The sequence below is a fragment of the Streptomyces sp. NBC_00005 genome (assembly GCF_045160215.1).
Classification (GTDB): Bacteria; Actinomycetota; Actinomycetes; order Streptomycetales; family Streptomycetaceae; genus Streptomyces.
Genome location: NZ_CP108316.1, coordinates 7,553,474 through 7,566,441, shown reverse-complemented (window position 1 = coordinate 7,566,441; position 12,968 = coordinate 7,553,474). Strand labels below are relative to the sequence as shown.

Below are 12,968 nucleotides of genomic sequence, written 5' to 3'. Positions count from 1 at the left end.
TGGGGGTCGGTGGCTTGTCGAGGTCGGTGGCTTGTCGGGGTGGGTCCGGGGTGGGTCGAGCCCATGCCCGGGTACGGATAGATGCAGACCAGGACGAATCGGCTGCCGTCCGTCCGTCTTGCCCGGCCGACGGGCACACCGGTGCCTGTGAGGGACACACCGGTGCCGGGGAGTCGGGCGGGGACGGTTGGGTGGTGGTCCGCTCGGGGTGCCGGCGTGAGGAGTGGTCGGCTGTCGTCGAGCCGAAAGAAGCCGGCCGTGTGACCACGGCGGGGCGAAAGGTGCGGCCTTGACGGAGTGCCTGACGGTGAGTCAGGACTGGGGGCATTGGGTCGGGAGGCGAGTCACTTCGCCGGTCTCACGACCCAACTGGCCGAAGAAAAGCGGTAGTTGGTTGTACGGCACACATCGGCGACGACCCGTCAGGACCGGGGCGCGGTGCGGCAACCGGATCGTCGGCGAACGCGCCGACTACGAGCGGCTCATGTCGGACTTCCTTGTCTCTGGGCAGGCCGGTGGTACGGCCCGGCGTCGGTCAGCGCCGGGGGCGGGTCGCCGAGGTTCGCACCACCAGACTGGGCGGGATGACGATGTGGGGTGTCTCACCGGCCGCCGGGATCCCGGCATCGGGATCACCGACGATCTCGATCAGCGCGCGCAGGGCGCGTCGGCCGAGTTCGTCGAAGTCCTGGCGGACGGTGGTCAGTGACGGGCCGAAGTACTCGGTCTCCGGCATGTCGTCGAAGCCGATGACGCTGATGTCCTCCGGCACCCGGTGCCCGGCCTGTTGCAGCGCCCGCAGCAGACCGAGGGCCATGTGGTCGTTGGCGCAGAAGACCGCGGTGACCTCGGGGTCGGCGGCAATCCGCCGGCCGTGCTCGAAACCGGTACGGGCCGTCCAGTCACCGCCGACCAGCGGTTCGACCACCGGGGCGCCCCGCTTCTCCAGGGCGGTGCGCCAGCCGGCCTCGCGCTCCTGCGCATCGAGCCAGGAACGCGGCCCGACCAGGTGGTGCACCGTGCGATGCCCCAGGTCGAGCAGGTAGTTGGTGGCGAGTTCGGCACCCGCCTCGTTGTCCACGGCGACCGAGGCCAGCGCGGTGTGGGTGCCGCAGCCGACCGCGACCAGGGCCACGTCCGGCGGCACGTTCGCCAGTGCGCCGACCGCGGAGGTCTGCGGCGCGATGACGATGATCCCCTCCACACCCTGGTCCCGAAGACGGTCGACGGCGTCCAGCACCGAGCGCCGGTCGAGCGCGCCGACGGCGGCCACGGTGACGAAGTACTCGTGCTGCCGGGCCGCCTGCTCGATGCCGTAGAGCATGCAAGCGGGGCCGTACAGCGTGGTGTTGAAGCTGATCACGCCCAGGGTGCGGGTGCGGCGGGTCGCCAGGGTGCGGGCTGCCGCGTTGGGGCGGTAACCGAGTTCGCGGACGGCGGCGAGCACCCGGTCCCGGGTGGCGGGCCGCACGTTCGGGTGGTCGTTGAGGACCCGCGAGACGGTCTGGTGCGAGACGCCCGCGATCCGGGCCACGTCCGCCATCACCGGTGCACGATCCGCGTCCATGGTCCACCTCCTCACAGCCGTCATCTTTCCATCGGGTGCTTCTCCGGTGGGAGGCAGCGTCCGTGGAGCATTGTTAGCGCACACATTCCGGAGGGGTCAAGGCTCTCCAACCGCTCACATTCGGACCATTGAGACACCGTTGTCAGACCTACCCTTGCCCTCCTGACCTGGGAATCCGTCACCGACGACAGGCCCGCCCCAGCACGGTTGCGCAATTAAGCAAACGGAGCACTTGCCGTTTGTTTCCACACTCTTGACTGTGCGTCAGTGTTGACCGGCCGTTCACCCCGGCGTAAAAAGACGGAGTCGCAAGACCGGTCGACCACAGGCAACAGCCGTTCCAGAGAGCGGATTTGCAGGCCGACCGTCCCCCCATCCCCATCGAGCTCGGATGAGTGACTCCATCCGAGCGGCTCCATTGTTAGCGCTCACAATCTGTCCGCCGCATGGATCGCGAAGTCGCGTCCAACGCCGACTCCGTGTCCCCGCGGCACTTCCCCGGTGCCTGCCACACCGCGCACCGGACGTCCCCCTGCACCCTGCGCCTGCGGCGCCGGGCCGGCGAAGAACGCAAGACGGAAGAGGTTCACAGTGATAGCCAGCCACCTGAGAGGGTTCCGACTGAGGACGGTGGGCGCGGTGCTCGCGCTGCTCGCCGGCATCCTGGTCGGGGCAGTCGGCACCGCGGGCACGGCCCAGGCCGCCTCGTCCCTGCCGTGCGACGTCTACGCCGCCGCGGGGACACCCTGCGCCGCCGCGCACAGCACCACCCGGGCGCTCTACGCCTCGTACAGCGGCTCTCTCTACCAGGTCAAGCGCGCCTCGGACTCCGCCACCACCAACATCGGCGTGCTCTCGGCCGGCGGCTACGCCAACGCCGCGGCCCAGGACACCTTCTGCTCCGGCACGACCTGCATCATCACCAAGATCTACGACCAGAGTTCGAACCACAACGACCTGACCATCGAGGGTCCGGGCGGCAACGGCGGCCAGGACGTCGGCGCGATCGCCAACGCCCTTCCGGTCAAGGTCGCCGGCCACGCGGCCTACGGCATCTTCGTGTCCGCCGGCGTCGGCTACCGCGACAACAGCACCACGGGCATCGCCACCGGCAGCTCCCCCGAGGGCACGTACATGGTGACCAGCGGCCACCACGTGAACAACCGCTGCTGCTTCGACTACGGCAACGCCGAGACGTCCGGCAACGACACCGGCAACGGCCACATGGACGCGCTCAACTTCGGTACGGAGTGCTGGTTCACGTGTTCCGGATCCGGCCCCTGGGTCGAGGCCGACCTGGAGAACGGGCTGTTCTTCGGAGCGAACGGCGCCTACTCGGGCAACACCGGCGTCTCCAGCGAGTACGTCACCGCGATGGAGAAGAACAACGGCACGAGTACGTACGCGATCAAGGGCGGCAACGCCCAGTCGGGCTCCCTGACCACCTTCTACAACGGGGCCCTGCCCACCACCAGCGGATACCGCCCGATGCACAAGGAGGGCGCCATCGTCCTCGGCACCGGCGGTGACAACAGCAACGGGTCCGACGGTTCCTTCTTCGAAGGAGTCATGACCTCCGGCTACCCGACCGACGCGGCCGACAACGCCGTACAGGCCAACGTCACCTCCGTCGGCTACACCACCCCGACCGCCACCTTCCCGGTGACCGGCACCGCCTACCGCCTGACCAACGTCAACAGCGGCAAGGTCCTCGACGCGGTCAACTGCGGTACGGCCAACGGAACTTCGATCGACCAGTGGGCCTCGCTAGGCAACACCTGCCAGCAATGGAAGTTCGCCAGTGCGGGCAACGGCCACTACACGATCACCAACGTCAACAGCGGCAAGGTCCTCGACTCCGTGAACTGCGGACAGAGCAACGGCACGTCCCTGGACCTGTGGGCCGCGCTGGGCAATCTGTGCCAGGAGTGGGACGTCACCCACGTCGGCAGCCACTACACCATCACCAACGTCGGCAACGGCATGGCCGTCGACGTGACGAACTGCGGCACCGCCAACGGCGCTGTGGTCCGGCAGTGGCAGCAGCTCGACAACACATGCCAGCAGTGGGACATCGCCGGCTGACCGAACCACCAGGTCGCCGACGGCCCGCCGGACTCCCCACCGGCGGGCCGTCGGCCCAGGTCAGAGCAGAGCGGGGAGCGGGCAGAGGAGTCGGGCTGTACGCGGGCAAATCTGGCATGCACAGCTCAATGCCCGCCTCTCCGCCGGAGCCACAGCCGGATCATCCATCGCCCAAGGCACCTACCGCCGCACGAAGCCTTGCGGCCTCTGGCGTGTCATATCTAAAATATTGCTGCCAATTCTCACGTGCGACGAAATTTCTTCGGTAAACGGCTATCGAGAGTAGGTACCTCCATGACGGTTGCCGCTGCGTCGACGGTCCACCCCGACGAGGTGCACGAGAGGCTCGGTCGCCATGTGCTGACCGACGGTTTCAAACTTGTGCTCGACCCGCTCGCCAGCCAGGGCTCGTGGATCGTGGACGCGCGCACCGGTGAGAGGTTCCTCGACCTGTACTCGTTCTTCGCGTCCGCCCCGCTGGGGCTCAACGCGCGAGGCATCGTGGACGATCCGGACTTCATGGCCCTGCTTGCACAGGTGGCGGCGAACAAGCCCGCCAACCCCGACATCTACACCACGCACTACGCCGAGTTCGTCGAGACGTTCGCCCGGGTGCTGGGTGATCCGGACCTGCCGAGACTGTTCTTCGTCGAGGGCGGCGCGCTCGCCGTCGAAAACGCGCTCAAGACGGCGTTCGACTGGAAGAGCCGCCGCAACGAGGCCGCAGGCCGCTCACCGGAGCTCGGCACCAAGGTGCTCCACCTCAGGCAGGCATTCCACGGCCGCAGCGGTTACACGCTCTCGCTGACCAACACCGAGCCCAACAAGACGGCCCGTTTCCCGAAGTTCGACTGGCCGCGCATCGACGTGCCCGCTGTGCGGTTCCCCCTCGAACGCCACCTTGCCGAGGTCGAGGAGGCCGAGCGAGGGGCCCTCGATCAGGCGCGGCGAGCGTTCGAGGACAACCCGCACGACATCGCCTGCTTCCTCGCCGAGCCGATCCAGGGTGAGGGGGGCGACAACCACATGCGCCCGGAGTTCCTGCAGGCGATGCAGGCGCTCTGTCACGAGTACGACGCGCTGTTCGTGCTCGACGAGGTGCAGACCGGGGTGGGGATCACCGGCACCACCTGGGCCTACCAGCAACTCGGTCTCGAGCCGGATATCGTCGCCTTCGCCAAGAAGGTCCAGCTCGGTGGCATCATGGCCGGCCGCCGGGTCGACCAGGTACCCGACAACGTCCTGCGGGTATCCGGTCGGATCAACTCCACCTGGGGCGGCGGGCTGGTCGACATGGTCCGCTCTCGCCGCATCCTGGAGATCATCGAAAGGGACGACCTGGTGGCCTTTGCAGCTGCCGTAGGAGCGTGGTTCCTGACCGAACTGCGTGATCTCGAAGTCCGGCACACACCGGTGGCGGCCAACGCGCGAGGACGCGGACTGATGTGCGCCATCGATCTGTCCGACAGCGGCGCTCGCGACGAGGTGGTGCGCCGGTTGCGAACCGAGGAGCAGGTGATCGCATTGCCGTGTGGCGAGCGTACGGTGCGCTTCCGCCCCGCCCTGTCCATCACCCAGGACGAGCTCGAGATCGCCCTGCGGGCCCTCGACCGGGTCCTCGCCGGCCTGCACTGACCCGTCCGTACCAGCCGACGCCCTACCAGCCGATCCCATCCATACCCCCGCCTACCGGCCGCCCCCGTCCCCGCCGACAAGGAGCAAGTCATGGCCCGTTCCGTCGCTTCGATCGTTGCCGGCCATCCGGTCGCCGGCGCTCCCGGCGGGACTCTCCGGCGCCCCAATCCCGGTCGTACCGCCGAGCTGGTCAGTGAGGTCTCGCTCGGGAACGCCTCGACCTTCGTCGAGGCCGCCAGGGCCGCGAAGGCGGCTCAGCGATCTTGGGCGGATGTTCCCGCGCCGGTGCGCGGGTCCGCGATCGGAAAGATCGGCCGGCTCGTCGAAGCGAACAAGGACCGGCTCGCCCGCATCGTCACCGAAGAGATCGGCAAGCCCCTCGCAGAGGCACTCGGCGAGGTCCAGGAGATCATCGACACCTGCGACTTCTTCCTGGGCGAGGGGCGCAGGCTGTACGGGCAGACGGTGCCCTCGGAGATGCCGGACAAGCAGCTGTTCACCTTCCGCAACCCCATGGGCGCGGCCGCGGTGATCACCGCCGGCAATTTCCCGGTGGCCGTACCGTCCTGGTATCTCGTGCCGGCCCTCGTGACCGGCAACACCGTGGTCTGGAAGCCCGCCGAGTACGCCGCCTCGAGCGCGAAGGCTCTCTTCGAGCTGTTCGTGCACGGCGGCGGCCTGCCCGACGGCGTACTCAACCTCGTACTCGCCAACGGGGAGCAGACATACACCGGTCTGGAGACCTCTCTCGACGCCGGACTGATCGACAAGGTCGGCTTCACCGGTTCCACGGCCGTCGGCCGGAAGATCGGCGCCCTGTGCGGAAGCCACCTGCAGACCCCGTGTCTGGAGCTGGGCGGCAAGAACCCCCAGGTGGTCACCCCCAGCGCACAGCTCGACCTGGCGGTCGAGGGGGCACTGTTCTCCGGATTCGGCACCGCCGGGCAGCGCTGCACGTCCCTCGGAACGCTCATCGTGCACGAGTCGGTGCACGAGGACTTCCTCGCCCGCTTCGACGCCGCGAGCCGCGCGGCCCGGATCGGGGACGCGTTCGAGGACGTCCTCTACGGCCCCATGCTCGACGAGCGGTTCGCGCAGCGCTACGAGACCTTCCTCGGCTGGATCAAGGACCACCACCGCACGCACGGCTCCGACGGCATGGGACGCATCACAGCCGCCAACCCGCGCAAGGGCTTCGTCGGGGACCCTGAAGCGGGCATGTTCTACCACCCCGTGATCGTCGACGGAGTGCGCCGCGACGACGACCTGTTCCTCACCGAGACCTTCGGCCCCATCGTGGGAGTGACGACCTACCAGACCTTCGACGAGGCGCTCGATCTGGCCAACGCCCACGGTTACGGGCTGTCCGCCGCGATCTACACCACCGATCCGCACGAGGTGTGGACGTACCGGCGCGGCATCTCCGCGGGCATGGTCAGCGTCAACAACACCACCTCCGGAGCCGAGGCGCACCTGCCGTTCGGCGGCAACGGCAAGTCCGGCAACGGCAGTCGCCAGTCGGGCCAGTGGGTGCTCGACCAGTTCACCCGCTGGCAGTCGATGAACTGGGACCACTCCGGCCGTCTGCAGAAAGCGCAGATGGACGTGGCCACGCTCGAACCCGACATGTCGTTCCGCCTGTGAGCGCCGTCGAGGACCTGGACCGGCACTTCCGCGAGACGGTGGCCGCTCTCCGGTCGTCAGACGAGGCGATCCAGCTGCCCGCCGGCGGACTGGACACCCGTACCGCAATGGACGTGTTCGACGCCCAACTGGAGAGCCGGCACACCGACTTCGCCGCGCGCTGGATGCAGCAGCAGGGCCGCGGCTACTACACCATCGGGTCGAGCGGGCACGAAGGCAACGCCGCACTCGCCCTCGCGTTGCGCCCCACCGACCCGGCGTTGCTGCACTACCGCTCCGGCGCCTTCTACTGTGCCCGCGCCCGGCAGGCCGGCGGCGTCGACGCGGTCAGGGACATGCTGCTGGGAGTGGCCGCCGGGGCCGACGAGCCGATCGCGGGTGGCCGGCACAAGGTGTACGGGCGTCACGAACTGGCCGTCATCCCGCAGACGTCGACCATCGCCTCCCACCTGCCGCGCGCGGTCGGGGTGGCATGGAGCATCGCCCGCGCCAAACGGCTCGGGACCGAGTGCGCCTGGCCCGGCGATGCCGTGGTCTGCTGTTCCTTCGGCGACGCCTCGGTGAACCACTCCACGGCGGCAGGCGCCATCAACAGCGCCTGCCACGCGGCCTACCAGGGTCTCCCGATGCCGATCCTGTTCGTCTGCGAGGACAACGGCCTGGGCATCAGCGTGCCGACACCGCACGACTGGGTACGGCAGGCCTACAGCAACCGGCCTTCTCTCACGTACTTCGCCGCGGACGGCTGCGATCCGCAAGCTGCCTTCAACACCGCGTACGAGGCAGTGACCCACGTACGCAAGAACCGTCAACCCGCCTTCCTCCACCTGTCGATGGTGCGCTTCCTCGGCCACGCGGGGTCGGACGCCGAAGCCGCGTACCGAATGCCGTCCGAGGTCGCCGCGGACCTGGAACGCGACCCGCTGCTGGCCACGGCCCGGCTGCTCACAACGGCCGGAGTCCTCACCCGGCAGCAGGTTCTCGACCGGTACGACGAGGTAGGCGGACAGGTATTGGCTGTGGCCAAGGAGGCCCTCGAGAGCGAGCCCCTGACCACCGCCACGCAGATCGCCGCCCCCATCGCACCCCGCCGCCCCGAGCTGGTGGCGGCCGAGGCACGCCGTACCGGCGAACCGCCCACAGCCCCCGTCGGCGAACCGGTCACCGTCGCCCAGGCCATCACCCACACACTCGCCGACCTGCTGGGCAGCCACCCGGAGATGGTGGTGTTCGGCGAGGACGTCGGCCGCAAGGGCGGGGTCTACGGAGTGACCCGGGGATTGCAGCGCCGCTTCGGTACGGCCCGGGTCTTCGACACCCTGCTGGACGAGCAGGCGATCCTGGGCCTGGCGCTGGGGGCGGGCCTGTCCGGGCTGCTCCCGGTGCCGGAGATCCAATACCTCGCCTACTTGCACAATGCCGAGGACCAACTGCGCGGCGAGGCCGCCACGCTCCAGTTCTTCTCCCGGGGCCAGTACCGCAATCCCCTGGTCGTCCGCATCGCCGGCTACGGCTACCAGCGCGGATTCGGCGGCCACTTCCACAACGACAACGCGGTGGGTGCCCTGCGAGACATCCCCGGCCTGGTGGTCGCTTCCCCCTCGCGCCCCGATGACGCGGCAGCGATGCTTCGCACATGTGTGGCGGCGGGGAAGGTGGACGGAACGGTCAGCGCCTTCCTGGAGCCGATCGCGCTGTACCACACGCGAGATCTCCACGCGGACGGCGACAACGCCTGGCTGACCGCATACCCGCCCCCCGCGGAACACGTACCGATCGGCCGGGCACGCACCTACGGCACAGGCACAGACCTGACCCTCGTAACCTTCGGCAACGGCCTCCCCATCTCCCTTCGAACCGCCCGCCGCCTGGAGCAACAGGGCATCGCCAGCCGGGTCGTCGACCTGCGCTGGCTGGCACCCCTGCCGGTCGACGACCTGCTGCGGGAAGCCCGCGCGACGGGACGCGTCCTCGTGGTCGACGAGACCCGCCGTACGGGAGGTGTGTCGGAGGGAGTCATCACCGCCCTGATCGATGCCGGGTTCAGCGGGGCGGTGCGACGGGTCGCGAGCGTGGACAGCTTTGTCCCACTGGGGAAGGCGGCGGAGTTGGTGCTGGTGTCGGAGGCGGACGTCGAGGGGGCTGCCGTGGAGTTGCTCTCAGCGGGCCCGCACGCTGACGGGTGACGGCTGGCCGGGCTCCGGGGGTTCCCGGGGCGAAGTCGGACTGGGGACCTTCGTAGCCGACCCCCTGCCGTCCGCAGGCGAAGCCCCCTGACCATCCACCCAGCCGAAGCCTCGCCCTATCCCGGTCAGCGGTTCAGGCTGGGGCCGTAACGGCAGACGAGTCGGGCTGTACGCCGGGTTCTGTCGCCCGGTCGCCTCGCGGCGGCCGGGGAGACGGCCATCCATCTAGGGCCGGCGTTGCCGCCGGCCTCGTGCGGTCTACCCGGGGACTCGGGCGGGCAGCCCTCGAACGTCCCCGCAGGAGCGCCGAGGCGCTCCCTTTTGACCTTGCTCCGGGTGGGGTTTACCTAGCTGCCCAGGTCGCCCTGGGCACTGGTGGTCTCTTACACCACCGTTTCACCCTTACCGAGGACCGCCCTCCATAAAGGAGCACAGCCCCGGCGGTCTGTTTTCTGTGGCACTGTCCCGCGGGTCACCCCGGGTGGCCGTTAGCCATCACCCTGCCCTGTGGAGCCCGGACGTTCCTCGGGAAGCCCCCCGTCAAGGGGACTCCACGCGGCCGTCCGCCCGGCTCGTCTGCCGTGTCGACCATGCTACCGGGCGTGTGGACGCCTTCCGCCCCGGTCCCGCCGTCGCCAGGACCGAGCCCGCCAGGATCAGGGCGAAGGCCGCGGCGATTCCCGGAGTCAGGCGCTCGCCCAGGAACAGCGCTCCGGCCGCCACCGCCACCGCCGGGTTGACGTAGGTGAAGACCGTCGCCCGGGTCGGGCCCGCCTCCTTGATCAGTTCCAGGAAGGCGACGAAGGCGAGGGCCGTGCAGATCACGCCGAGGCCGATGAGGGCGGTCAGAACCGAGGCGGAGGGCATCGAGGAGGGCCAGGTGGCTGCCGCGGGCGCCGCGTAGACCAGGGCCGCCAGCGCCAGGCAGGGGGCCGTGAGCTGCAGCGTCGGTACGTCCTTCAGCCACCGTGCCGCGATCAACGGCGCCGTCGCGTACCCCAGCACCGTCAGGAACACCTCGGCCAGGGAGCGCGCGTCGCCGCCGGTGAGATGCGGAACGGTGAGTACGCCCACGCCCGCCAGGCCCAACGCCAGCCCCGTCATCCGCCGTACTCCCAGCCGTTCCGTGTCGCCGAAGAAGCGGGCCAGGAGGACGCCGACGATCGGTACACCTGCGATGAGCAGGCCCGCCGTCGAGCTGGAGAGGTGGCGCTCGGCGTCCGTGAGCGTGAACCACGGGCCGATGATCTCGATGCACGCGAAGGCCAGCATGGGCAGCCAGTGGGTGCGGACGGTCCGGATCAGGCCGCCGCCGCGGATCGCGAAGGGGAGCAGGAGTACGGCGCCGAGGGCGCAGCGCGTGAACACCACCACGGACGGGGAGAGCGGAGCCTCCACCGCCACCTTGATCATCAGGTAGGGGATGCCCCAGACCACTCCCATCAGGGAGAACAGGAACCAGCCGCGTGCAGTCATACGGCGAGTTTCGGCCGGGTCAGGCCCTGACGTCTTGAACGCTGTTGCGGTACGCCGCCGGGGTCACCCCGAGCACGCGGCGGAACCAGCGGGTCAGGTGCGCCTGGTCGGCGAAGCCGACGAGGGAGGCCACATCGGCCGGGCGCAGGCCGGTCTCCAGGAGGTGGCGGGCCCTGGTCACCCGGTGCTGGGCCAGCCAGGCGTACGGCGGTATCCCCATCGTCGTACGGAAGGCGCGGAGGAGTTGGTAGCGGGACAGGCCCAGGTCGGCGGCCAGGGCGGACAGGGAGGGCGGGTCCAGCAGTTCGTCTGCCAGGCGGTCTCGTACGGCGTGGGCGATGTGGCCGGCGCCCGCTATGTCGTCCGTCGTCGGGCGGGCCGTGGAGTGGCGGCGGGCCAGGGCCGTGAGCAGCCAGGGGAGGCGGGATTCCGCCTCCAGGGGGTCCGGGCAGGTGTTGAGGTCGGTGTGGGTGCGGAGGATGGCGGCGGCCAGTTCGGGGTCGTCTATCAGCGGCTCGCGGAAGTGAGGGACGCGGTCGCCGAAGGTGCCGTCGGTGAGGAGGCCGGGGGCGGCGTAGAGAGCGCGGTAGGAGTAGCCGTCGGTGGCGTTGCCGGGGCCGCCGGTGTGCATCTCGCCGGGGGCCAGCACGACGATGGAGCCGGGGCCGGGACGGATGTGGCCGCCCCGGTAGTCGATGACCTCGGAGCCGGCCACGCAGACGCCGACCGTGAACTCGTCGTGGGCGTGCGGGGCGTAGACGTGCTTGTCGAAGTGGGCGGTCAGGAGGTCGAGCGGGGGCCCGCAACGCCCCAGCCGCGCCCTGGTCCACAGCGCCTGCTCCACGCGCCGCCCCCTTTCCGTCGTCCACAGGGTGCAACGCCGGGGAGCTCGGAGAAAGTCCGCGGTGCTCGTACTCGTCCGAGCGATCACGCAGGCGCGAAGCGCACCCTCGCCGCTCCCGGGTCGGCCTGCGTCAGCCGTACCCGCAGGCGTTCCCCCAGCGGTAGCTGCTCGTCGTCCTCGACTCGGCCGATGATTGCCGGGGACTCCAACTGGACGGTGCCGAGGGTGGGTTGGTGTTCGTCCACGTCCACTACATAGCCGTCGAACACCTCACCCACCCGGTCCTTGAGCAGTGCCGCCTCCACGATGTCGACGCATGCGCGCTCGACCGTGCCCGCGCGGCGGGTGCCGTCGGCCATCTCGTGCGGCAGCACGCCCAGCGCGGCGAGCACCCAGTCGGGCGGGGTCTCACCCGCGACGGCCGCGAGGCAGATCTCCGAGGCGTACCGGTCGGCCAGGCGGCGCAGGGGGGCCGTGCAGTGGGCGTAGGGGGCGGCGACCGCGGCGTGCGTGGTGATGGGCGGGAGGTTGCCGTCCCGGAAGACCGTGTAGCCGGCGCCGCGCAGCAGCGTCGTGCACTCCTGGAGGAAGGCCGCGTGGTCGGGGCGGTGCGGGTCGAGGGAACGGACGAGTTGCGCGTACGAGACGTGGTGCGGCCAGTCGATGTGCAGCGCCTGCGCGGTACGGCGGAGGCGGCCGACCGCGCCGTCGGGGGCGGCGGGGAGGGTGCGCAGGACGCCCGTCCCATGGGTGAGCATCAGATCGGCGGCCGCCATCCCCGTCAGCAGGGAGATCTGCGCGTTCCAGCCGTCGGCGGGGAGCGGGGCCCGGTAGTTCAGTTCGTACGTGTGGTCGCGCTCGACGATCTCCTGCTCGGGGACGTTGAGCGAGATGCCGCCCCGCTCCACCTCCAGTCGCTCCCGCGCCTGCCCGACCTCCTTGAGCAGCGCGAGCGGCTCCTCGGCCGTCCTGTCGTCGATCCGCTTCTGTACGTCGGCGTAGTCGAGCTTGGCGCGGCTGCGGACGAGGGCGCGGCGGACGTCGACGGCGACGGTGCGGCCGTCCGCGTCGAGGTCGATCGTCCACAGGACGGCGGGGCGGGCCCGGTCCGGGAGCAGGCTGGCGGCGCCCTCGCTGAGCAGCACGGGGTGCAGCGGGACCTTCTCGTCCGGGAAGTACAGGGTGGTCACCCGCCGGTGGGTCTCCGCGTCCAGTGCCGATCCCGGTACGACGAAGGCGGCGGCGTCGGCGATGGCGTACCGGACTCGGTGGCCGGTGCCTCGGCGGGACAGGTGCATCGCCTGGTCGAGGTCGGTGGAGGTGGGTGGGTCGATGGTGAAGAAGGGGATGTCGGTGGCGTCGTAGGAGGGGAGGGTCGGGGCCTTCGCGGCCCGTTCGGCCTCGGTGAGGGCCTCGGGCGGGAAGCTCTCGGGGACGCCGAGTTCGGTGCGCAGCGCGCTGAGGGCGGCCCGGAGGGGGGCTTCGGGGGCGCCGGTCACGCGGATGTGGCGGCTGGGCATGTAGCGAGCGT

Annotated in this window: 7 protein-coding genes, 1 other RNA gene and 1 pseudogene; 4 read left to right on the top strand and 5 right to left on the bottom strand. The window is 69.9% G+C overall.

Annotated elements, in window-relative coordinates:
• Positions 1 to 535 precede the first annotated feature (535 nt).
• The gene (locus OG303_RS34695) at positions 536 to 1,567 is read right to left on the bottom strand and encodes a substrate-binding domain-containing protein (RefSeq protein ID WP_405873419.1); all 1,032 of its coding nucleotides are present in this window, start codon (positions 1,565 to 1,567) and stop codon (positions 536 to 538) included.
• A 630-nt stretch (positions 1,568 to 2,197) separates the two neighbouring features.
• On the opposite strand from OG303_RS34695, the gene OG303_RS34690 reads away from it, so the two are divergent.
• From OG303_RS34690 to OG303_RS34675, 4 genes are all read left to right on the top strand, one after another.
• Entirely contained in the window at positions 2,198 to 3,652 is a 1,455-nt protein-coding gene (locus OG303_RS34690) for an arabinofuranosidase catalytic domain-containing protein (protein WP_405873418.1), read from the top strand.
• Between the two features lie 294 nt (positions 3,653 to 3,946).
• Positions 3,947 to 5,287, top strand: coding sequence for an L-lysine 6-transaminase (lat, locus tag OG303_RS34685; RefSeq protein WP_405873416.1), 1,341 nt, complete (start codon positions 3,947 to 3,949; stop codon positions 5,285 to 5,287).
• A 90-nt stretch (positions 5,288 to 5,377) separates the two neighbouring features.
• Complete coding sequence (locus tag OG303_RS34680) at positions 5,378 to 6,931, top strand: aldehyde dehydrogenase family protein (protein ID WP_405873415.1); 1,554 nt, start codon at positions 5,378 to 5,380, stop codon at positions 6,929 to 6,931.
• Entirely contained in the window at positions 6,928 to 9,117 is a 2,190-nt protein-coding gene (locus OG303_RS34675) for a thiamine pyrophosphate-dependent enzyme (protein WP_405873414.1), read from the top strand. Before OG303_RS34680 ends, OG303_RS34675 begins: the two co-directional genes overlap by 4 nt.
• A 153-nt stretch (positions 9,118 to 9,270) precedes the next feature.
• Here the strand turns inward: OG303_RS34675 and rnpB are convergent.
• The 4 genes and pseudogenes from rnpB to OG303_RS34655 all read right to left on the bottom strand — a co-directional run bounded on the left by rnpB (position 9,271) and on the right by OG303_RS34655 (position 12,957).
• Positions 9,271 to 9,692: RNase P RNA component class A (gene rnpB / locus OG303_RS34670), an RNA gene on the bottom strand.
• Positions 9,693 to 9,810: 118 nt separating this feature from the next.
• A pseudogene (locus OG303_RS34665) lies at positions 9,811 to 10,530 on the bottom strand (DMT family transporter); the annotation flags it as partial.
• Positions 10,531 to 10,612: 82 nt separating this feature from the next.
• Positions 10,613 to 11,437 carry a helix-turn-helix domain-containing protein gene (locus tag OG303_RS34660; protein ID WP_405873412.1) on the bottom strand — a complete coding sequence of 275 codons (825 nt, stop codon included), beginning with the start codon at positions 11,435 to 11,437 and terminating at the stop codon, positions 10,613 to 10,615.
• A gap of 83 nt (positions 11,438 to 11,520) precedes the next feature.
• Positions 11,521 to 12,957, bottom strand: coding sequence for an RNB domain-containing ribonuclease (locus OG303_RS34655; protein WP_405873411.1), 1,437 nt, complete (start codon positions 12,955 to 12,957; stop codon positions 11,521 to 11,523).
• Positions 12,958 to 12,968: the final 11 nt, after the last annotated feature.

Coding starts and splice junctions, on each gene's coding strand:
- OG303_RS34680 (WP_405873415.1), top strand. CDS start 5,378: ATGGCCCGTTCCGTCGCTTCGATCGTTGCCGGCCATCCGGTCGCCGGC.
- OG303_RS34655 (WP_405873411.1), bottom strand. CDS start 12,957: ATGCCCAGCCGCCACATCCGCGTGACCGGCGCCCCCGAAGCCCCCCTC.
- OG303_RS34695 (WP_405873419.1), bottom strand. CDS start 1,567: ATGGACGCGGATCGTGCACCGGTGATGGCGGACGTGGCCCGGATCGCG.
- lat (WP_405873416.1), top strand. CDS start 3,947: ATGACGGTTGCCGCTGCGTCGACGGTCCACCCCGACGAGGTGCACGAG.